This window comes from Afipia sp. GW821-FHT04G03 (assembly GCF_059419985.1).
Genome location: NZ_JBWKSV010000001.1, coordinates 745,714 through 766,481, shown reverse-complemented (window position 1 = coordinate 766,481; position 20,768 = coordinate 745,714). Strand labels below are relative to the sequence as shown.

At 61.4% G+C, this 20,768-nt stretch carries 17 protein-coding genes; 9 read left to right on the top strand and 8 right to left on the bottom strand.

The window, feature by feature from the left end; genetic code table 11:
• Nucleotide 1: 1 nt before the first annotated feature.
• Nucleotides 2-490, bottom strand: coding sequence for a cyanase (gene cynS / locus AC07UB_RS03740; RefSeq protein WP_492788974.1), 489 nt, complete (start codon nt 488-490; stop codon nt 2-4).
• A gap of 314 nt (nt 491-804) precedes the next feature.
• Between cynS and AC07UB_RS03735 the strand changes: the two genes are divergently transcribed.
• From AC07UB_RS03735 to AC07UB_RS03725, 3 genes are read left to right on the top strand one after another with little or no spacing between them, the layout of a single operon-like run.
• Nucleotides 805-4,128 carry a transglutaminase family protein gene (locus AC07UB_RS03735; protein WP_494652106.1) on the top strand — a complete coding sequence of 1,108 codons (3,324 nt, stop codon included), beginning with the start codon at nt 805-807 and terminating at the stop codon, nt 4,126-4,128.
• Nucleotides 4,129-4,179: 51 nt separating this feature from the next.
• Nucleotides 4,180-6,687 (top strand): circularly permuted type 2 ATP-grasp protein, encoded by a 2,508-nt coding sequence (locus AC07UB_RS03730; protein ID WP_494652108.1) that lies wholly within the window; start codon nt 4,180-4,182, stop codon nt 6,685-6,687.
• Nucleotides 6,684-7,562: a transglutaminase family protein gene (locus AC07UB_RS03725; RefSeq protein WP_494652110.1), complete on the top strand. Its 879-nt coding sequence runs from the start codon at nt 6,684-6,686 to the stop codon at nt 7,560-7,562. Before AC07UB_RS03730 ends, AC07UB_RS03725 begins: the two co-directional genes overlap by 4 nt.
• A 9-nt stretch (nt 7,563-7,571) precedes the next feature.
• On the opposite strand, the gene AC07UB_RS03720 is transcribed toward AC07UB_RS03725, so the two are convergent.
• Entirely contained in the window at nt 7,572-8,150 is a 579-nt protein-coding gene (locus AC07UB_RS03720) for a DUF4189 domain-containing protein (protein WP_494652111.1), read from the bottom strand.
• Nucleotides 8,151-8,218: 68 nt separating this feature from the next.
• On the opposite strand from AC07UB_RS03720, the gene AC07UB_RS03715 reads away from it, so the two are divergent.
• Nucleotides 8,219-9,028, top strand: coding sequence for a polyamine aminopropyltransferase (locus AC07UB_RS03715; RefSeq protein ID WP_494652113.1), 810 nt, complete (start codon nt 8,219-8,221; stop codon nt 9,026-9,028).
• Nucleotides 9,029-9,032: 4 nt separating this feature from the next.
• Here AC07UB_RS03715 and AC07UB_RS03710 read toward each other — a convergent pair whose 3' ends face one another.
• The 6 genes from AC07UB_RS03710 to AC07UB_RS03685 form a co-directional block, all read right to left on the bottom strand.
• On the bottom strand, nt 9,033-10,184 hold the full coding sequence (locus tag AC07UB_RS03710; RefSeq protein ID WP_494652115.1) for an alpha/beta fold hydrolase: 1,152 nt from the start codon (nt 10,182-10,184) through the stop codon (nt 9,033-9,035).
• A gap of 78 nt (nt 10,185-10,262) precedes the next feature.
• The gene (locus AC07UB_RS03705; RefSeq protein WP_494652117.1) at nt 10,263-10,511 is read right to left on the bottom strand and encodes a DUF6496 domain-containing protein; all 249 of its coding nucleotides are present in this window, start codon (nt 10,509-10,511) and stop codon (nt 10,263-10,265) included.
• A 102-nt stretch (nt 10,512-10,613) separates the two neighbouring features.
• Nucleotides 10,614-11,477: a class I SAM-dependent methyltransferase gene (locus AC07UB_RS03700; protein ID WP_494652697.1), complete on the bottom strand. Its 864-nt coding sequence runs from the start codon at nt 11,475-11,477 to the stop codon at nt 10,614-10,616.
• 168 nt (nt 11,478-11,645) lie between these two features.
• Nucleotides 11,646-12,908 (bottom strand): beta-ketoacyl-ACP synthase II, encoded by a 1,263-nt coding sequence (gene fabF, locus AC07UB_RS03695; protein ID WP_492792609.1) that lies wholly within the window; start codon nt 12,906-12,908, stop codon nt 11,646-11,648.
• A gap of 121 nt (nt 12,909-13,029) precedes the next feature.
• A complete protein-coding gene (locus tag AC07UB_RS03690) occupies nt 13,030-14,223 on the bottom strand; it encodes an acetyl-CoA C-acyltransferase (RefSeq protein ID WP_492788982.1) in 1,194 nt (397 codons plus the stop codon).
• A gap of 193 nt (nt 14,224-14,416) precedes the next feature.
• Entirely contained in the window at nt 14,417-15,187 is a 771-nt protein-coding gene (locus tag AC07UB_RS03685; RefSeq protein ID WP_492788983.1) for an enoyl-CoA hydratase, read from the bottom strand.
• Between the two features lie 162 nt (nt 15,188-15,349).
• On the opposite strand from AC07UB_RS03685, the gene AC07UB_RS03680 reads away from it, so the two are divergent.
• The 5 genes from AC07UB_RS03680 to mmsB all read left to right on the top strand — a co-directional run bounded on the left by AC07UB_RS03680 (nt 15,350) and on the right by mmsB (nt 20,762).
• Nucleotides 15,350-15,976 (top strand): TetR/AcrR family transcriptional regulator, encoded by a 627-nt coding sequence (locus tag AC07UB_RS03680; RefSeq protein ID WP_492788984.1) that lies wholly within the window; start codon nt 15,350-15,352, stop codon nt 15,974-15,976.
• 127 nt (nt 15,977-16,103) lie between these two features.
• Nucleotides 16,104-17,597 (top strand): CoA-acylating methylmalonate-semialdehyde dehydrogenase, encoded by a 1,494-nt coding sequence (locus tag AC07UB_RS03675; protein ID WP_492788985.1) that lies wholly within the window; start codon nt 16,104-16,106, stop codon nt 17,595-17,597.
• Nucleotides 17,598-17,609: 12 nt separating this feature from the next.
• The gene (locus AC07UB_RS03670; protein WP_492788986.1) at nt 17,610-18,755 is read left to right on the top strand and encodes an acyl-CoA dehydrogenase family protein; all 1,146 of its coding nucleotides are present in this window, start codon (nt 17,610-17,612) and stop codon (nt 18,753-18,755) included.
• Nucleotides 18,752-19,840, top strand: coding sequence for an enoyl-CoA hydratase/isomerase family protein (locus AC07UB_RS03665; protein ID WP_492788987.1), 1,089 nt, complete (start codon nt 18,752-18,754; stop codon nt 19,838-19,840). Before AC07UB_RS03670 ends, AC07UB_RS03665 begins: the two co-directional genes overlap by 4 nt.
• A 34-nt stretch (nt 19,841-19,874) precedes the next feature.
• Entirely contained in the window at nt 19,875-20,762 is an 888-nt protein-coding gene (gene mmsB / locus AC07UB_RS03660) for a 3-hydroxyisobutyrate dehydrogenase (RefSeq protein ID WP_492788988.1), read from the top strand.
• The last annotated feature ends 6 nt before the right edge of the window (nt 20,763-20,768 follow it).

Sequence of the window (20,768 nt, the reverse complement as noted above, 5' to 3'; positions counted from 1 at the left end):
TTCAATCTTCCTTGAACCCGTACTCCATGTTGTTGCCGGTCGCGCCGTAATATTTGAACGGCAGGAATTTTCCCGTCATCACGAACTTGACGCGATCGCCCTTCGGATTAGCGACACGTTCCATCGTGAAATCGAAGTCGATGGCGGACATGATGCCGTCGCCGAATTCCTCCTCGATCAGCGCCTTCCATGCTGGTCCATTCACCATGACCATTTCATAGAACCGGTAGATCAAGGGATCGGTCGGCGGCATTGGCGTGCCGTCACCGCGCATGGGAACTTCGTTGATCATCGCGGTTTCCGCCTTGGAGAGGCTGAACAGCGCGGCCGCATTGGCGGCCTGTGGCTTGGTCAGTTTCATCTGGCCCAGAATAGCGCCGACGATCAACGCATCCGAGTGCCCGCCGATCTGCTCGCAAATGTGTTTCCAGGTCCAGCCCTTCTCGCGTTTGATGTCGAGCAGCTTCTCCGTGAGGTCTGAGCGCTTCATGGCCTGTCTCCTTGGTTGATGCCGGAATGCTTCGATCCATCACGCAAGGCACATGCCAAGAGCTGATTGGTGCGCCACATCGCGTCCTGAGCAGTGACCAGATGACATGAACCCTGCGTATTCGGCCGGACAGGCTGCCGTGGAACTTTGATTATCAAAGTCAGCCATGTGAAATCGCGACTCAAACCGCTCGGGATTTCAGCACGAAACCCCGATTTGCCACCGGGTTAGGCAGTTCATGCCGGTTGTTAGCGCTTGATAGAGGCTTGCGCAGATGTTCTGCTCAAAAAACGAGCCATCGAGGTTGTCGCGTCGTGTCCATTACCGTCGCCCTGCATCATGTCACACACTATAGGTATGACCGGCCCGTCAGCCTCGGACCGCAGGTCATCCGCTTGCGTCCCGCACCGCACACGCGCACGCGAGTCTCCAGCTATTCGTTGAAAGTTCTGCCCGAAAAACATTTCGTCAATTGGCAGCAAGACCCGCAGGGCAACTGGCTCGCGCGTTTCGTGTTTCCGGAGCCCACGCGTGAATTCAAGATCGAGGTGGATTTCATTGCCGATATGGCAGTGGTCAATCCGTTCGATTTCTTCGTTGAGCCATATGCTGAGAAGTTCCCATTCGCATATCCACCAGATCTTGCCGACGAACTCGCTCCGTATCTGAAGACAAGCGTGCCGACGCCGCTTTTCGCGGAATACCTTGCCGGTATTCCGCGCGAAGCGCCGAGTACGGTGAATTTTCTCGTCGATCTGAACGCGAAGCTGCGCGAGAAAATCAATTATATCGTCCGTATGGACCCAGGTGTCTGGACTCCGGAAGAGACTCTTAAATCCGGTGCGGGATCATGCCGCGACTCGGCATGGTTGTTAATCGAAGCGTTACGTCATCTCGGATTGGCGGCGCGTTTTGTGTCCGGCTATCTCATTCAGTTGCGCCCGGACATCGATCCGCTGCAAGGCCCGCGCGAAGTCGAGGCCGACTTCACCGATCTGCATGCCTGGGCGGAAGTCTATCTGCCGGGCGCGGGGTGGATTGGCTTCGACGTGACATCGGGGATGCTCACCGGCGAGGGGCACATTCCGGTCGCGGCATCGCCGCATTATCGGACTGCGGCGCCTATCAGCGGCGGGGTCAGCGCGGCCAATGCCGATTTCGGATTCGAGATGAAGGTGACGCGCGTCAATGAAGCGCCGCGCATCACCAAACCATTCTCCGACGGTTCGTGGCAGCGTCTCGACGCGCTTGGCGAGAAGGTCGATGTTGACCTCAAGGCCGATGACGTGCGGCTGACCATGGGCGGCGAGCCGACATTCGTGTCGATCGACGACCTGGAATCCGCTGAATGGAATACGGCCGCGGTCGGCCCGACCAAGCGCGGCATCGCGGACGATCTTATTCGGCGTCTTCGCACGCGTTTCGCGCCGGGAGGCTTGCTGCATTACGGACAGGGCAAATGGTATCCCGGCGAAAGCCTGCCGCGCTGGGCGTTCGGACTTTACTGGCGCAAGGATGGAGTGCCGATCTGGCGCAATCCCGACTTGATCGCGCCGATGGAAGGACCGCGTTCGGCGAAGATCGAGCAGGCGGAAAAATTCGCCGCCGGAGTGGCCCAAAAGCTCGGCGTCGATGCGGGCAATGTGCTTCCGGCCTACGAAGATCAGGCGCACTGGCTGCTCAAGGAGAACAGTCTTCCCGGCAACGTCGATCCGAGCGACTCCAAACTGGCCGATCCGGAAGAGCGCTCACGTATGGCGCAGGTGTTTCAGCAAGGGCTTAACGTGCCGCGCGGTTTCGTGCTGCCGGTGCAGCGCTGGAACGCGAAAGCCACGAGCCGCTGGCGCAGCGAGAAGTGGAATCTGCGGCGTGGAAATCTGTTTCTGACGCCGGGCGATTCCCCGCTTGGGCTGCGGCTGCCGATGAATTCACTGCAATGGATTCCGCCGGAGGACTATCCGTATGTTGTTGAGCAGGATCCCATGGAGGAACGGGGAGAGTTGCCGGCTTTCGGGGCACCGCAATCCGAACCCGTTGCGCAGCCCCCAGTGTTCGACGGCGGCGCGCTGGCTGACGGCGCGCCACGTCAGTTCGTTCAGGAGCAGCAGGCCGGCGGGAAGGGTGGCGTCCGCACCGCGCTGTCGATCGAAATCCGCGACGGCATCCTGTGCGCGTTCATGCCGCCGGTCGAAAAGCTGGAGGACTACCTCGAGTTGATTGCGGTGGTGGAGGCCACAGCCGAGGACATGCAGATTCAGGTGCATGTCGAAGGTTATGCGCCGCCCTATGACCCGCGCGTCGAGGTCATCAAGGTGACGCCTGATCCCGGCGTGATCGAGATCAACATTCATCCGGCGAAGAATTGGCGCGAGATCGTCGATACGACCCTCAGCCTTTATCAGGAAGCGGCGCATGTCCGGCTCGGTGCGAACCGTTTTCTGATCGATGGACGCCACACCGGCACCGGCGGCGGAAACCATGTCGTGATAGGCGGAGGCACGCCGGCGGACTCGCCGTTCCTGCGGCGGCCCGATCTGCTCAAGAGCGTGGTGCTGTATTGGCAGCGACATCCGTCGTTGTCGTACTTGTTTTCGGGCATGTTCATCGGTCCGACCAGTCAGGCACCGCGCATCGATGAAGCGCGGCACGATGCGCTCTATGAACTCGAGATTGCTATCGCGCAGATTCCGCCGAAGGGCGAAAAGGTGCCGTTGTGGCTGGTGGATCGCACGTTCCGTCATCTGCTGGTGGATATCACCGGCAATACTCATCGGGCGGAAATCTGCATCGACAAGCTGTATTCGCCGGATAGTCCGACGGGGCGTCTCGGTCTTGTCGAATTTCGTGCGCTCGAAATGCCGCCGGATGCGCGCATGAGTCTCGCGCAGCAACTCGTGATCCGCGCACTCATCGCGAAATTCTGGCGCGAGCCGCAGGATGGCCGCTTTGTGCGCTGGGGCACGACGCTGCACGACCGCTTCATGCTACCGCATTTTCTTTGGGAAGATTTCAACGACGTTATGTCGGATTTGAAACAGGCCGGTTACGATTTCGAGCCGGAATGGTTCGAGGCGCAACTTGAATTTCGCTTTCCGGTGTTCGGAAGTGTGCAGCATGGTGGCGTGACCCTCGAATTGCGTCAGGCGCTGGAGCCGTGGCATGTGCTGGGCGAGGAAAGCTCGGGCGGTGGCACGGTGCGTTATGTCGATTCGTCCGTCGAACGCTTGCAAGTCAAGGTCAACGGCTATGTCGAAGGACGGCACGTCATCACCTGCAACGGCCGCCGGCTGCCGATGACGGACACCGGGCGTTCCGGAGAAGCTGTAGCGGGTGTTCGCTTCAAGGCCTGGCAGCCGTCATCCGGTCTGCATCCGACGATTCCGGTTCATGCGCCGCTGACCTTCGACATCATCGACACCTGGAACGGGCGCTCGCTAGGCGGGTGCGTCTATCACGTCGCTCATCCCGGCGGCCGGAGCTATGAGACCAAGCCGGTCAACAGCTACGAAGCCGAGGCGCGGCGGCTGGCCCGATTCCAGTCCCATGGCCATACGCCGGGCCGGATTGAGGCGCCCGCCGTGGAGCGATCCCTCGAATTTCCCTTAACTCTCGACCTTCGGACGCCACTCCCGCATTGAGGCCACCGCAATAATCGGCGAAGTTGCTGCGGAAGCAAAAGGCGAGTCGGAATGGCCAATCTGGACGGCGGGGACACAAGGGCGCGGGCGGGGCAGCACGATCTTCTGGACTGCACCCGCGGCTACGCGCCACTGCCCGGGATTCCGGACGAGTTTATCGATGCCAGGGGTGAGCCCCGCGGGGTCTGGACGCGGTTCTTCGACGCGTTCTCCGCACTTGGGTCGGGCGAGATCGAACGCCGCTTTGCCTCTGCTGACCAGCACATGCGCGATGCGGGCGTCACCTACCGCGCACCCGGCGAGTCCGCCGACCGCTCATGGCCGCTCAGTCATTTGCCGCTGCTGATCGACGAGGGCGAGTGGAAACAGATTTCCGAAGGCGTCGCGCAGCGTGCGGAGCTGTTCGAGCTGACCCTGCGGGATTTGTATGGCGAGGGCCGCCTCGTTGCGGATGGTGCGCTACCGGCCGCTGCGATCGCGGGCAGCAACGAGTATCTGCGATCGGTTTGCGGAGTGAAGCCGCCGGGCGGGCAGTATCTCAACCTTTATGCCGCCGACATCGGCCGGGGTCCTGACGGACGCTGGTGGGTACTCAACGACCGGACGCAGGCGCCGTCCGGCGCGGGGTATGCCCTTGAGAACCGGTTGGTGCTGTCGCGCGCGCTGACCAACCTCTACACGTCGATGAATGTCGAGCGTGTTGCGCCGTTCTTCGAGGCATTTCGTGAAAACTTGCGCGGACTTTCCGACCGCGACGAGCCGCGCATTGGGCTGCTGACGCCGGGAAATTCCAGCGAGACCTATTTCGAACACGCGACGCTCGCGCGCTATCTCGGCTTCCTGCTGGTGGAAGGTGACGACCTTGCGGTGAGCGAGGACCGGCTGCACGTCCGTACAGTTGCCGGCCTGAAGCGCCTTGATGTGTTGTTGCGACGGGTCGACTCGAATTTTCTTGATCCGCTCGAACTCGACGCGCGTTCCATGCTCGGCGTACCGGGCCTGATCGATGTTCTGCGAAAAGGCGGTGTCGCGGTCGCCAACATGCCGGGCTCCGGCGTGATGGAGGCGCGGACGCTGCTCGGGTTCCTGCCAAGTCTCAGCCAGCGCTTCTTCGGCGAGGGGCTGAAGATGCCGCACATCGCGACATGGTGGTGCGGGCAGAAGTCCGCGCGCGAGGAGGTTTTGTCTCGTCTGGATGAAATGGCGATCGAGGGCGCTTACGGCCAGTCTGTTCCGGGTTTTCCTGGACATGGTCCGATTGTCGCCGCGTCGCTTTCAAAGGACGAGCGCGCGCGACTGGTCGAGGCCATCGGCAAACGCGGTATCGATTACGTCGGGCAAGAGATGGTGCGCCTCTCGACCACGCCGGTATGGGACAACGGGCATATCTCGCCGCGCCCGTTTGTGCTGCGCGTGTTCGCTGCGGCGACGCCGAACGGTTGGACTATCTTGCCGGGCGGATTCTGTCGCATCGCCGATCAGCCCGACGCGCGGGCTGTCTCAATGGGCGAGGGGGCGCGCGCTGCCGATGTCTGGGTGGTATCCGAGAAGGAAGTCGCCACATCCACGCTGCTGCCGCCGAGCGATACTGTTCGTATCAAGCGTATCGCCGGATGGGTGCCGAGTCGTGCTGCGGACAATCTGTTCTGGCTCGGGCGTTATCTTGAGCGCGCCGAAGCCACGTTGCGGCTGGTGCGCGCGTTGGGCGGCGCATTACGGGAGCCCGGCAAAGGCCCGTCACCGATGCAGCCGATGATCGAGCGGATTCAGCGTCTGCTGGTGAGCTGGGGGGCGACTACGCCGTCGGCGCGCGCCAAACTGGCGACGACAGCCGCGCAGGCGCTGCAGTCCAAGGATAAATTCGGCTCCGCACTGTCGCTGCTTCGCTCGGCGCAGCGCACCGCAACGACATTGCGGGAGCGGCTTTCGCCGGACGCATGGCATGTCATTACCGGCATGGTCGAACGTCTGTCTGAGAAAGCAGATGACGACGAGGCATTGCTCGAAGCTGCGGAATGGGCTTTGCAGTCGCTCGCGACATTTGCGGGTCTCGCACAGGAAAACATGAATCGCGCGGCCGGTTGGCGCTTTCTCGAAATGGGGCGTCGCGTCGAGCGTGCGATCAATACCGCGCGTTTCGCGCGTCAGTTTGCCTACGATACCGCGACCGGCGAAGATCTTGATCTGTTGCTGACGCTCGTGGATTGCCAGATCACCTATCGCTCACGCTATCTCGTGGGACCGTTGCTGGCCCCGGTGCGCGATCTGGTTGTTCTGGACGAATACAATCCGCGCTCGGTGGCGTTTCAGATCGCAGCCCTCAACGAACACATTGCGAGCCTGCCGAGTATGCGAGAGGGTGGCCTGATCGATCCGCCGCATCGTCTTGCCGTGACGCTTCAGGCCGCGATGACGGCTGGTGAAGCAGAAGCGTACGATACGAAGGCGATCTTCGCGCTCGAACAGAGCTTGCTCAATCTGGCTGACGCCATCGGATCGCATTACTTCCCGCACGGCAGCATCGCGACGCGGCCTGAGAAGTTGACGGGGTTTGCGTGATCTACGACATCCGTCATGTCACGACATATTCCTACGAAAGCCCGGTCAGCTTTGCCCGTTGTTCCTTGAGGCTTGAGCCAAAAAGCGGCGATGGCCAGCAACTGATCTCCCACAGTGTCGAGATCAAACCGGCTCCGGTGGAACGCTCACTGCGAACTGATTTTTTCGGCATCACCACCGAAGGCATTGTGATCGAAACGGCGCATCGCGTTCTTCGCATTGACGCGCGATCGCGCGTTGACGTGTCGCGCGCCGCGCCAAGCCGTGAGATGAGTTCTCCCGGCTGGGCGCAAGTGCGCGAGGCAGCGTTTGCTTCAAATGGCCTCGGCGCGTCGTCGCCGGTGGGGTATCTGTTCGCAAGCCCACTGGTGCCGATCAAGCCGTCGGTTACGGAATACGCTACGGCAAGTTTTCCGGCAGGAGCGGGCATCTTCGCGGCAGCGGCCGATCTGATGCAGCGGATCAACCGCGATTTCGTCTACGACTCCAAGGCAACGGAAATCTCCACGCCGTTGCAGGAGGTCTTCGAAAAGCGGCGAGGGGTCTGCCAGGACTTCGCACATATCATGATTGCCGGCTTGCGCGGCCTCGGTTTGCCAGCGGCGTATGTCAGCGGTTATCTGCGAACCACGCCGCCGCCGGGACGTCCGCGGCTTCAGGGCGCGGACGCGACACATGCGTGGGCGTCGGTCTGGTGCGGCGAGGACATCGGATGGGTGGGATTCGATCCCACCAACGATTTGGTGGTCGGCAACGATCACGTCGTTCTGGCGGTCGGGCGCGACTATACCGATGTATCGCCGGTCGATGGCGTGGTCGTCGGCTCTCGCAAACAGAAGCTGACTGTCGCGGTGGACGTGATTCCGGCGGAGTAAGCACGCTTGCTAACTCTTGTGGCTGCCGTCGGCGCAGAACGAGGCCCGGACATTGCAATCCGACGGACTACGGCCCTCGTTGCGGCAGCGCGCCGAGGCTGCATCGATCGCCTGGCCGAGGGTCGCGCCCTCGGCGGTGAACGCGCCCCAATATCGGGTCCGCTTGATGCGCGCGGTGTAGAATGCCATCGCACCGCATTTGGTCGTGGATGAAACCTTGCAGCCGCGTCCGCCGTTGTTGACGCATAATGTCAGTGCCCGTGCTTCAGCCTCGTCGCGGGTCGCCTTCTGCCAGGCCGCGCCCCAGGCACCGCGCGCGGCAAACCCGATAGCCGCCCATTGTTCACCGGAAGGGGGCGTTGGCACGGCCTTCGACTTCAGCGATTCAAGCCGAATTTTGGCGAGCGTTGCGAATGTGCCGTCGGGGTATTTGTCGAGATAGGCGGCAATCTCAGCCGGATTGCGCGAGTCTTTCACTGAATTCCAGAACGTGATCTCGACACTGGAATCCGTCTGTGCGAACGCGGCTCCGGGGTGCACCAATAAGGCAGCCGCGAGCGCCAGCGCGCAACAGATCGTCCGTAACATCACCAGCCTCATTCGGAGTCCCGCGAGCAGACTAAAAGCCAAAATTAGCGTTGTCGAGCGGAGGCCAGTTGCGTTCAACCGAAAAAGAGCGTTGCAGTACTCAAAGGCGCGAAGCGCGACGGACACGGAAAAACTCAGAGATTGGGCCATGGATGAGTGCTTATTTCGAGGAGCTTGACTATCGCCCGACGCCGATGGGCGTGCTGACGCTGCGCCGCCGCAAAAATCTTACGCAGGCTGTGGACATCTATGAGATCAAGCTCGGCGACGAGTTTTTGATGTCGAGCATGTTTACCGCGTCCGAGATTGCCCTGGCGCGTCTCGGCCTTGCCGAACTGTCGGGGCAGGGCCTCGAGGTCGTTGTGGGAGGGTTGGGCCTTGGTTACACAGCCGAGGCTGTGCTGGAGAACACGCGGGTCGGGGCGTTGCTGGTCGTCGATGCGCTTTCCGAAGTGATCGAATGGCATGAACGCGGCCTCATCCCACTTGGCGCGAAACTCAAGGCGGACGGACGCTGCCGGTTCGTGCACGGTGATTTTTTCGCCATGTCATCGTCGGTCGATGGCTTCGATCCAACTCAGCCTCAACGCCGCTTCGATGCGATTCTCGTCGATATCGATCACTCACCACAAGACTTTCTGCATCCGACTCACGCGTCGCTGTACAGCGTGGAAGGCTTGACGAAGGCTTCGAGCCATCTCCGATCAGATGGCGTGTTCGCGCTGTGGTCGAACGATCCACCGGACGATGTCTTTCTGAAAATTTTGTCGAGCGTTTTTGCTGCTGCTAACGCGCACGTCGTCACCTTCTACAATCCATTGCAGGATCGGGAGGCGACAAATACTGTCTATGTCGCGAGGAAGAGGGCCACTGGCTGACGTCTTATTCGGCAGCCTTCATCTCTGGAACCCGATAATTGCCCTCTGCATCGAAGCGCGCGCACACGCTGCCGTCCTGAGCCGTCCAGTCCGCGAACGGCGCGGGGCCGCACAGGAACATGTAGTAGTCGTATGGCGCACGGCGATCGTTGGACATGATGTACTGATAGTGCATGCGCCAATAATTGAACCTGACCTTGGCGAAAATTTCGGGCGCGATCATCTTGCGAAACGGCACCTGCCAGATATGCGGGTTGCACCGCCGCTCACCGGCGTCCGCGCCGATGCCGCTGACGGGATCGAATTCCCAGAAATTCATGAAGTCTTCGCGGGACTGGCAGTCGGTCCATAACACGCTGCGCTCGGCCGCGATTGCAGCGACCGTGCGGCGCAACGGTTCGGCGGCAGGGTGCATGGCCAGTGCCGGCATGATCGATCCGGCCGTCATCACCGACACGCGGGGTCCGTGCCGGCCGACGTCAGGATCACGTTCAAGCGCCTTTCCCATTGTCGCCAGCGCCAGCATCGCGCCTGCGCTGTGCCCAACGACAATAATTTCATCGGCCTCGTTCGCGCGGGCAACCGCAACAATGCGGTCGGCTAGAATGTCGAGCAGGCGGTCAAATCCGGTTGGCGTGCCGCGTGCGAATTCGCGCAGGTAAGGCCAGCAGTTGTTGAGTTGGTTGACGAACATGCACGCCGCGACCGGATAGAAAAGTGCAAACCAGCCGGCGGAGAATGCAGCGGTGAGGGCGAACGTCACCACGCCAGGACTTGTCGGCGGGCTGATAAAGTCGGCTGCGTACCAGCCGCCCGTAAGCGCGAGCGCGATCCATGCCATCAGTATTACCTGCGAATAGATAAGCAGCACGCCCATGCGCCATGAGGCGCGGAATACCCGGGCCAGCGCGCCGCTGACGATGTCGTCGAACATCCAGCGCCCGGTGCGAACCAGTTGCAGCCAGAATGGCTGCGCGAGATTCGATCGGATCAGGTGCTCGAGCCGCAGGAATTCGTATGTTGTCGAGACCTGCCAGTTCGAGCCCGTAGTCTCAACGGTCCAGCTGGCGATCTCATCGGACTCGTTGTTGCAGTCTGAAAGGTTGCTGCGGACGCCCCAGTTTTCACGAAAGCGCTTCCATTCGCGCCGAAACATGCGGTGGAATCCGTCCGCGCCCTGAGGCTCGTAACCTTCAATAAAAAAAACGTGGCGTCGCCGGATTTGACTCACGCGCTATGACTTCGATCGTGTCGTCTTTTTTGCTTTTTTTGTTTTGCGGGATTTGGCCGCGGATTTCTTGGAGGATTTCTTCGCGGGCACTTTTTTCCCTTCCTTTCGCGCTTCTGAAAGGCCGATAGCAATTGCCTGCTTCCGACTCTTCACCTTCTTACCCGATCCTCCACTTTTCAAAGTACCCTTTTTCCGCTTGTGCATTGCACGCGCGACTTTCTTCGCTGCTCCCTTGGAATACTTTCGGGCCATGATTTTCTCCGCGATTTGTTGTCGAGCACAAACAATCGCTGAGAATATCAATATGTTCCGATGCGAATCCGGTGAATGCAGCGATAAGGAATTTCTGGCGGGTTAGTGGCCGTTCGCCGCGGTCACGATCCAGATCGAGCCGCCAAGAGGGATCGTATTACCTTTTTGATGCGCGGGGAGCGCCGTCCGAATCGACTGCGTCGCCGCAGCAATTTTATCCGGAGGCTGGCCTTCGAGCGCGCGGCTTGTCGGGCCGATGGCAAGCACGGTTTCAATAGCGGCATCGAGTCCGCGGCCGGTGGCAATGTCCAGCGACAAGTCGGCGCGCTCCATTGCGATGTCCGAGAAACCTGCTTCGTCCAGAATGCGGTGGACGCGTTCCTCGCGGGCGAAAGCAAACGGGCCGGGGTCTTCCGGTTTCACCTCGGGGAGCTTCGGCACGTGCTTGTAGGCTTCCTGAAGGGCCAGCATCATCCAGGGATTGTCGCGCGGTGTGCGCCAGCAGGCGAAGGCGAGGCGTCCGCCCGGACGAAGCGCCTTGCGCATGTTGGCAAAGGAAACCGAGGGCTGCGCGAAAAACATGACGCCGAAGCGGGAGAACAGCAGGTCGATACTGCCACCAGTAAAGGGATACACGGTTGCATCCGCCAGCACGAACTCGACCGGCGAGCCGGAAGGGGCAAGCTCCCGCGCCCGGCCCAGCATAGGCTCCGAAATGTCGATGCCGGTGACGTGTCCGCCGGGGCCGACCCGTTTGGCCAGATCGAACGAAGTCGCTCCGCAGCCGCAGCCGACATCGAGTATGGCTTCCCCGCTTTTGACGGCGGCACGGCTGAGCAGGATTTCGGACACCGGCGCCAGCACTATGTCCTGAAGCTGCTGTCGGTCAGTCCAGTGGCGGCCGCCTGGGCCATTCCAGTAGGCGATTTGATCGGCATTGTGGTCGTCGATGGCGGACAGGGTCATGAGGCGCTCCGGTAGCTTAAGCCCTGTCTTAGGCCAGCCCGGGCGGCCTGAACAGAAGCGGTCCAACTATGTCCGGCCTTGTAGACCGCGATCACGCGAGACTATCTCACTCCCAAAAACAAGCGGTTATTGCGCAAGCCGGCCTGATAACGGCCGCGCGTATTTTGTTTACCAGGCGCGGAACAGAACGCTCGCGTTGACGCCGCCGAAGCCGAAGCCGTTCGACAGCACATGCTCAATCGCCATCGGCCGGGCTGCGCCGCGCACAAGGTCGATGCCTTCCGCGGCCGCATCCGGATGATCGAGATTGAGCGTGGCGGGCGCAATCTGGTCACGCAACGCGAGCACCGAGAAAATGGCCTCGAGGCCGCCCGCCGCACCAAGCAGGTGCCCCGTGGCGGATTTGGTCGAGCTTACCGCAACACGGCCTTCGGTGCCGAACACGGCCTTGATCGCCGCCAGTTCGCCGCTGTCGCCGACCGGCGTCGATGTGGCATGGGCATTGAGGTGCTGCACTTCCACTGGGGAAATTCCCGCTTGCCGCAACGCGATCTCGATAGAACGGCGCGCGCCGTCGCCATCGTCCGGGCCGGCCGTCATGTGATAGGCGTCGGACGTGGTTCCGTAGCCGACGAGTTCGGCGATCGGCGTCGCTCCGCGGTCGAGTGCATGATCGAGCGTCTCGATCACAAGAATGCCGGCGCCTTCGCCCATCACGAAGCCGTCGCGGTCCCTGTCGAAGGGGCGCGACGCGCGCCGCGGTTCGTCGTTGAAACCGGTCGAGAGCGCGCGGGCTGCGGCGAATGCGCCGAGACTGACGCGATCGATGCAGGCTTCAGCGCCGCCTGCGATTGCGACATCCGCTTCACCCGCGAGCAGGAGCCGCGCGGCATCGCCGATGGCCTGCACGCCAGCTGCACATGCCGTTACCGGCGCGCCCAGCGGGCCTTTGAATCCATGACGGATCGAAACCTGCCCGGCAGCAAGATTGACGAGAAACGAGGGGACGGTGAAAGGCGAGAGACGGCGCACGCCGCGTTCGTCGGCGGTGCGGACAGCATCGACGATGGCAGGAAATCCACCGACGCCGGAGCCGATGATGGTTGCGGTCCGTTCGCGCGAACGCGCGTCTTCCGGTTTCCATCCGGCCTGTGCGATCGCCTCATCCGCCGCCAGCAGAGCGAACTGGATGAAACGGTCCATCTTCTTCTGATCCTTGCGCGGCGCTGCGCGGTCCGGATCGAAACCGAATTCGGGATCATCCGCGATGTCAGGTACTGCGCCCGAGACCTTGGCAGGCAAGTCGGCCGCGGCGTTGTCCGACATCGCTCGGATGCCGGACTGTCCCGCGATCAGCCGTGACCAGTTGCTCTCCACGCCGACGCCGAGCGGAGAGACCGCGCCCATTCCAGTGACGACGATCCGTCGTATCGCGCTGTTTCGTTTCACGATCTCACCACAGGTTGCCCAGGAACAACGCAGCCCGCTTGCCGGGTGCGGTTACGACGCCAGCGGAACGAGCCGCCGGCGCATTGCAAGTTGGCGACGGCGATCAGTTGAGCTTGCGCTCGACCGCGATGGCGGTTGCTTCACCGCCGCCGATGCAGAGCGAAGCAATGCCGCGCTTCACGTTGTTCTTCTCCATCGCGTGCAGCAAGGTCACGATCAGACGTGCGCCGGTTGCCCCGATCGGATGGCCGAGCGCGCAGGCGCCGCCGTTGACGTTGAGCCTATCGCGCGGAATTCCGAGATCTTTCGCGGCTGCCATCGGCACCACGGCGAAAGCTTCATTGATTTCGAACAAGTCGACGTCGCTGACTTTCCAGCCCACTTTGTCGAGCAGTTTGCGGATCGCCGGAATTGGGGCAGTCGTGAACCAGTCGGGAGCCTGGCTGTGGGTCGAGTGGCCCTTGATTTCGGCAAGGATCGGCAGACCTTCGCGCTCCGCGATCGAGCGGCGCGTCAAAACCAGCGCAGCCGCGCCGTCGGCATTTGCCGAGGATGCTGCCGGTGTGATCGTGCCGTTGGCGCGGAATGCGGGCTTCAGGTTCGGAATCTTGGCGGGATCGACCTTCAGCGGATGCTCGTCATTCTCGACAACGCGAACGCCTGCCTTTTCCTTGACGGAGATCGGCGCGATTTCTTTTTTGAATGAGCCGTTCTGAACCGCATTGCGAGCGCGGGTCAGTGTCTCCATTGCGTATTCGTCCTGATCCTTGCGGCTGAACTGGTAAGCTTCCGCGGCGGCTTCACCGAAGTCGCCCATCGAGCGGCCGGTTTCGTAGGCATCCTCAAGACCGTCCATCATCATGTGGTCGATGATGCGGTCGTGGCCGACGCGATAACCGCCGCGTGCTTTTTGAAGGAGGTATGGCGCATTGGTCATGCTTTCCATGCCGCCGGAGACGACGATCTCTGCCGAACCGGCATTGATGATGTCGTGAGCCAGCATGGTGGCCTTCATGCCTGAGCCGCAAACCTTGTTGATGGTGGTCGCGCCTGTGGCATCCGGCAGTTTGGCGCCGCGCGCGGCCTGGCGGGCGGGGGCCTGGCCCTGTCCGGCGGGGAGAACGCAGCCCATGAAGACTTCATCGATTCGCTCGGGCGACAGCTTCGCCCGCTCAAGCGCCGCGCCGATGGCATGAGAGCCGAGGTTATGCGCGCTGAATGACGATAGATCTCCCTGGAAGCGGCCAAGAGGTGTGCGAACTGCGGATACGATGACGACGGGATCGGATGAAGACATGCAACTCTCCTGATGACCCGCGTGCGCAGGGATTGTGAGTTTGGATGACGAGTATCATATGAAGGGATACACAAATTGCAATCGGCGTGCGGACAATAAAAGCATGAATCCTGCGCCGACAAGCTGCCGCACGTTTAAAACGCACCCGTGGCATGCCAAAATTCGCATGACTTATTTTCTTGCGTCGGATGAGTTATTTTCGTCTATCGAGAAATGCCTGCATGTGACGCTGTGGTTCGCCGGTCAGGAATGACTTGCCGAACACGCCGACGCTGAGATTGATGGATTCGGTGAGCGCAAGCTCTTCCCACTGCCGCAGAAGCGCTTTCTGGTTCCGCATGACCTCGGGCCCGCACTCTGCAATTCCTCCCGCGACTACTGCAATCGCCGAATCGAGGTCGGCATCGGGCACGACCTGATCGACCAGTCCCCAGCTCAGCGCGGTGGGGGCATCGATTGTTGCGGCGGTCAGGATCAGCCAGCGGGCGCGGCCCCAGCCAATCAGCCGAGGCAGCAACGCCGCGTGGATGACCGAGGGAATGCCGACCTTGACCTCCGGCATGGCGAACTTCGCGTCTTGCGACGCGATCCGCAAATCGCACGCCGCAGCAAATTCCAGTCCGCCGCCGAGGCACCATCCCCGCAGCCTCGCGATCACCGGCGTTGGAAATTGCCGGACCGCTTCACAAAGGTCGCGCAGGCCGGTGATGAAGGTCTCGGCGGAAGCTTGATCAAGAATCGCCATCTCCTTGATGTCCGCGCCGCCGATCATGCTTTTCTCGCCGGAGCCCCGCACGATCAGAACGCGAATGTCGTGGTCGTTCGCGAGCTGTTCCAGTCCCTCCCGAACGCCGCGGATAACCTGAGAGTTGACGATATTGAGCGGCCCGGCATTGCTGATCGTTAATGTTGCAACGCCGTTTTCGCCGCGCACGACGTTGCAATAATCGTTGATGGTTTGCATGTATCGGGGCCTGACGGTTGCTGTTTTGGAGCTTGATGGCGATGGTGCGCGATCATCTTTCCCTCGTCAAATGCGGCGCATGGCAGCTATTTTCGCATATTGCGGGCTCCGGTGGGCGAAGATTGTGCTATTATATGATCTGAAACATGTGATGAGGCGCCGATGCGCTACTCGAAGGACCATAAGGCCGAGACCCACGAGCGGATCGTGAAGAACGCATCCGTGCGCCTGCGCGAGCGCGGCGCGGCGAGCCTCGGCGTCGCTGAGTTGATGAAGGAAGCCGGTCTTACCCATGGCGGCTTTTATGCGCACTTTGCCTCGCGCGATGCGCTGATCGGCGAAGCCTTTGCGCACGCCATGGACCAGACCGCGAAGCGGTGGCGCAAGCGCGCCGAGCAGGCGCCTGAAGGCAAGCAGCTATCATCCATCGTCAACGGGTATCTCACGGCCCAGCATCGCGACGATGTCGGCAACGGTTGTGCATTGCCGTCGCTGGGGGCGGAGGTGCACCGCGCGAGCCCCAAGACGCGCAAGGCCGTGGCCGCGAAGCTGGAGGAAATGATCGATGTCATTTCGGAGCAGATGCCGGCGCAAACCGCGAAGGCCGCACGGCGGGAGGCTATTGCAACGCTTTCCACCATGATGGGGACCATGATTCTGGCGCGGATGGCCGGGACGGGAGAATTTTCGGACGAGGTCCTCGCTGCGGGCCGACAGGGCGCGTTGCGGGTCGAGAATGTGCCGAAACCTCGCGTGAGAAAAACCAGGGCATCCAAGAGCGGCGCCTGACCAGCCCGGGTGTTTCGTCAAGGTGGTTCTTTGCGTAGCGCGCCACCGAGCTGTGCGCAGAACCCCGTTCCAATGCCCTCGCGGACAGTGCTAGCATCCTCAAAACACACGCTTTTGGAGGATACTTATGCGTACGATCGGGCATTTCATTGGTGGCCGCGAGGTCAAGGGCACGTCGGGACGTTTTGCCGACGTGTTTTTACCTATGACGGGCGAAGTTCAGGCCCAGGTCGCGCTGGCGTCCAAAGCGGAAATGCGCGCGGCGGTCGAGAACGCCAAGGCTGCCCAGCCGGCTTGGGCCAATACCAACCCGCAGCGCCGCGTTCGCGTATTGATGAAATTTCTCGAACTTGTGGCGCGCGACAACGATGCGCTGGCTGAATTGCTTGCGCGCGAGCATGGCAAGACCATTCCCGACGCCAAGGGCGACATCCTGCGAGGGGTCGAGGTTGTGGAATTTGCGCTGGGCATCCCCCAGCTGATGAAGGGCGAATACACGGAAGGCGCGGGTCCGGGCATCGATCTCTATTCGATGCGCCAGCCGCTTGGCATCGTTGCCGGCATCACGCCGTTCAATTTCCCGGCGATGATCCCGATGTGGAAGTTTGCGCCGGCGATCGCCTGCGGCAATGCGTTCATTCTGAAGCCGTCGGAGCGCGATCCCAGCGTGCCGATGAAGCTTTGCGAACTGATGCTCGAAGCGGGATTGCCGCCGGGCATTTTGAATTGCGTCAACGGCGACAAGGAAGCAGTGGACGCCATTCTCGACGATCGGGATATCAGCGCCGTCGGCTTCGTCGGCTCGTCATCGATCGCGCAGTACATTTACGAGCGTGCCGCGGCGACCGGCAAGCGCGCACAGTGCTTTGGCGGAGCGAAGAATCACGCCATCGTCATGCCCGATGCCGATATGGACCAGACGGTTGATGCACTGGTCGGTGCGGGTTACGGCGCTGCCGGCGAACGCTGCATGGCCATTTCTGTCGTTGTGCCCGTTGGCAAGACGACCGCCGACCGCATGATGGAAAAACTCATTCCTCGCGTCGAGAGCCTCAAGATCGGCCCTTCAACCGATCTCAGCGCGGATTTCGGTCCGCTCGTGACCAAGGCGGCGCTGGAGCGCGTCAAGGACTACGTCGAAGTCGGCATCAAGGAAGGCGCCAAGCTCGCCGTCGACGGTCGTGGCTTCAAAATGCAGGGCTACGAGAACGGCTTCTACATGGGTGGCTGTCTGTTCGACAACGTCACCAAGGATATGCGCATCTACAAGGAAGAGATATTCGGCCCCGTGCTGTCGGTGGTGCGTGCCAACGACTACAACGAAGCGCTGGCGCTGCCGTCGGACCACGATTACGGCAACGGCGTTGCGATCTTCACCCGCGACGGCGACGCGGCGCGTGACTTTGCCGCGAAGGTCAATGTCGGAATGGTCGGCATCAACGTACCGATCCCGGTGCCGGTAGCTTATTATACCTTCGGCGGCTGGAAGCGTTCGGGCTTCGGCGACCTCAACCAGTATGGTCCGGATTCCGTGCGGTTCTACACCAAGACCAAGACCGTCACCGCGCGTTGGCCGTCGGGCATCAAGGAAGGCGCCGACTTCGCCATGCCCACAAGCTAAGGACGGCGCGCCATGCAATTCGCTCTGACCGAGGATCAAATCGCGGTTCGCGACATGGCGCGCGAGTTCGCGGCCGAGAAGATCGCGCCGTTCGCGCTGAAATGGGACGAGGAAAAGTTTTTCCCCGTCGACGTGATGCGCGAAGCGGCGGCGCTCGGCATCGGTGGCATCTACATCCGCGATGATGTCGGCGGCTCGGCGCTGACCCGGTTCGACGCGGCGCTGATCTTCGAGGCGCTGGCGACGGGCTGTCCGACGGTGTCGGCGTTCATCTCGATCCACAACATGGCGTCATGGATGATCGACGCCTACGGCTCGGATGCGCAGCGGCAAAAGTGGCTGCCGCGGCTCTGTACGATGGAACTGATCGCAAGCTATGCGCTCACCGAGCCCGGCGCGGGCTCGGATGCGGCGGCGCTTGGCACGCGCGCGGTGCGTGACGGCGATCATTATGTTCTCAACGGTCAGAAACAATTTATCTCGGGCGCAGGCGCGGGCGATATTTATGTCGCTATGGTGCGCACCGGCGGCAACGGCGCAGGCGGCATTTCCACGCTGGTCATCGAAGGCAACACGCCGGGTGTGTCGTTCGGCGCCAATGAGCGCAAGATGGGATGGAATGCGCAACCCACGCGCGCCGTTATCTTCGAGAATGCACGCGTGCCCGTTGCCAACCGTCTCGGCGAAGAGGGGATCGGCTTCAAGATCGCAATGGCGGGCCTTGACGGCGGACGGCTCAATATTGCGGCCTGTTCGCTTGGCGGAGCGCAGTCCGCCCTCGACAAGTCGCTTGCCTACATGAAGGAGCGCAGGGCCTTCGGCCAGCGCCTCGATGAATTCCAGGCGCTGCAGTTTCGTCTTGCGGACATGGCAATCGAGCTCGAGGCCGCGCGTACCTTCTTGTGGCGCGCTGCCGCGGCGCTCGACCGCAAGGACCCGGATGCCACGATGTTGTGTGCGATGGCCAAGCGCTTCGGTACCGATGCGGGCTTCGAGGTTGCCAACCAGGCGCTGCAATTGCATGGTGGCTACGGCTATCTCTCCGAATACGGCATAGAGAAAATCGTAAGGGATTTGCGCGTGCATCAAATCCTCGAAGGAACCAATGAGATCATGCGCGTGATCGTCGCGCGCAAACTGATCGAGGGAGCGCGATGAGTGCGCACGCGACGGCGGTGGCCGGGGCGGACAATGACCTGATCGTTTGCCGGGACGGCGCGGCCGGAATCATCCGGCTTAACCGCCCGAAGACGATCAATGCACTGACATTGGGAATGACGCGCGGGATTGTGGCGGCGCTCGATACATTTGAGGCGGACCCCGGCGTGTCGCTGATCCTGCTGGAAGGTGCGGGGGACCGCGGGCTCTGTGCGGGCGGTGACATTCGCGGACTTCATGACAGTGCGAAAGCGGGCGGCGATCTCGGGCCGGTGTTCTGGCGCGAAGAATATATCCTGAACGCGCGCATCCCGGAATTTCCCAAGCCTTATGTCGCCTACATGGACGGTCTCGTCATGGGTGGCGGCGTCGGCATTTCGGCGCATAGCGCGTATCGGATCGTCACCGAGAAAACGAAAATGGCGATGCCGGAAGTCAGCCTTGGTTTTTTCCCCGACGTGGGCGGAACATGGCTGCTTTCGCGGGCGCCCGGCGAGGTCGGGACTTATTTCGCACTGACCGGAAAGCCGATGAGCGGGGCGGACGCGGTTTATGTCGGTGCCGCGGATGTGTTGATCGTGTCGGGCGATTGGCCGGCATTGCGCGATGCGCTTGCAAATGCACCGCTACAGGCGACTGGCGACGACGTTCGCGCAATTCTGAGACTTTTCGCGGTGACGGATGCTCAGGCGCCGATTGCGAACCATCGCAGCCTCATTGATCGCACTTTTGCACACAACACGATGGAAGAGATTGTTGCGGCCCTGAAACAGGACGGCTCGGAATTTGCGCTTGCGACGTTAAAGGCGTTGTCCGCGAATTCTCCGACGGCGCTCAAGGTGACGCTGGAGTTGCTTCGGCGCGCGCGAGGTTCCAAGTCGCTCAAGGAATGTCTGATCCGCGAGTACAATTCGGCGCTGACGGTTTTCACCAGCGCCGAGTTCGTGGAGGGCGTCCGCGCGGCCATCATCGATAAGGACCGCAGTCCGAAGTGGTCGCCGGCCAGGCTGGAAGATGTCACGCCGGACATCGTCGAGAAGTATTTTGCACCGAACGCCAAATACAAGCTGGTGTTTCCGGACTGAGTGGTCATTAAAACAACGATAACGAGGGCAGGACATGGCAAACGTCGCATTCATCGGTCTCGGCAACATGGGCGGTCCCATGGCGGCCAACCTCGTCAGGGCCGGGCACAAGGTGCAGGGCTTCGATCTTGTGCAGGCCTCGAAGGATGCAGCCAAGGCGGAGGGTGTGACCATTGCAGCATCAGCGGCGGATGCGGTGAAGGGCGCTGACGTCGTGGTCACCATGCTCCCGGCGGGCAAGCACGTTCTGAGCGTTTGGAAGGAGATCATCCCGTCTGTCGGCAAGAACACGTTGATGATCGATTGCTCCACCATCGACGTTGAGAGCGCGCGCCTCGCGCATGCCCATGCGACCGAACACAATTTGCCGTCGATCGATGCGCCGGTATCAGGCGGCACGGGCGGCGCGAAAAGCGCGACGCTGACATTCATGTGCGGTGGTGAGGATTTTGCTTTCGCTGCTGCAAAGCCTCTACTCGAAAACATGGGCAAGAAGGTCGTGCATTGCGGGAAAGGTGGTGCAGGGCAGGCCGCCAAGATTTGCAATAACATGATCCTCGGTATTTCGATGATCGGCGTGTCGGAAGCATTCGCTCTCGGCGAGAAGCTGGGCCTGTCGCATCAGGCGCTGTTTGATGTGGCATCTACCTCGTCGGGCCAGTGCTGGTCCCTGACGACCTATTGCCCGGTGCCGGGGCCGGTTCCGGCATCGCCCGCCAACAATGAATACAAGCCGGGTTTCGCGGCGGCACTGATGCTGAAAGACCTGCGGTTGTCGCAGGAGGCGGCAAAGGCGGCAGGCGCCGCAACGCCGCTTGGCGCTCATGCGGAAAGCATCTATGACGCCTTTGAGAAAGCCGGTCATGGCGGCATGGACTTTTCCGGCATCATCAAGCATGTGCGCGGGCTGCCATCGAAATAGGATTCA

Coding starts and splice junctions, on each gene's coding strand:
- cynS (WP_492788974.1), bottom strand. CDS start 490: ATGAAGCGCTCAGACCTCACGGAGAAGCTGCTCGACATCAAACGCGAG.
- AC07UB_RS03730 (WP_494652108.1), top strand. CDS start 4,180: ATGGCCAATCTGGACGGCGGGGACACAAGGGCGCGGGCGGGGCAGCAC.
- AC07UB_RS03720 (WP_494652111.1), bottom strand. CDS start 8,150: ATGTTACGGACGATCTGTTGCGCGCTGGCGCTCGCGGCTGCCTTATTG.
- AC07UB_RS03710 (WP_494652115.1), bottom strand. CDS start 10,184: ATGTTTCGGCGCGAATGGAAGCGCTTTCGTGAAAACTGGGGCGTCCGC.
- AC07UB_RS03705 (WP_494652117.1), bottom strand. CDS start 10,511: ATGGCCCGAAAGTATTCCAAGGGAGCAGCGAAGAAAGTCGCGCGTGCA.
- AC07UB_RS03700 (WP_494652697.1), bottom strand. CDS start 11,477: ATGACCCTGTCCGCCATCGACGACCACAATGCCGATCAAATCGCCTAC.
- AC07UB_RS03690 (WP_492788982.1), bottom strand. CDS start 14,223: ATGTCTTCATCCGATCCCGTCGTCATCGTATCCGCAGTTCGCACACCT.
- AC07UB_RS03685 (WP_492788983.1), bottom strand. CDS start 15,187: ATGCAAACCATCAACGATTATTGCAACGTCGTGCGCGGCGAAAACGGC.
- AC07UB_RS03680 (WP_492788984.1), top strand. CDS start 15,350: ATGCGCTACTCGAAGGACCATAAGGCCGAGACCCACGAGCGGATCGTG.
- AC07UB_RS03675 (WP_492788985.1), top strand. CDS start 16,104: ATGCGTACGATCGGGCATTTCATTGGTGGCCGCGAGGTCAAGGGCACG.
- AC07UB_RS03670 (WP_492788986.1), top strand. CDS start 17,610: ATGCAATTCGCTCTGACCGAGGATCAAATCGCGGTTCGCGACATGGCG.
- AC07UB_RS03665 (WP_492788987.1), top strand. CDS start 18,752: ATGAGTGCGCACGCGACGGCGGTGGCCGGGGCGGACAATGACCTGATC.
- mmsB (WP_492788988.1), top strand. CDS start 19,875: ATGGCAAACGTCGCATTCATCGGTCTCGGCAACATGGGCGGTCCCATG.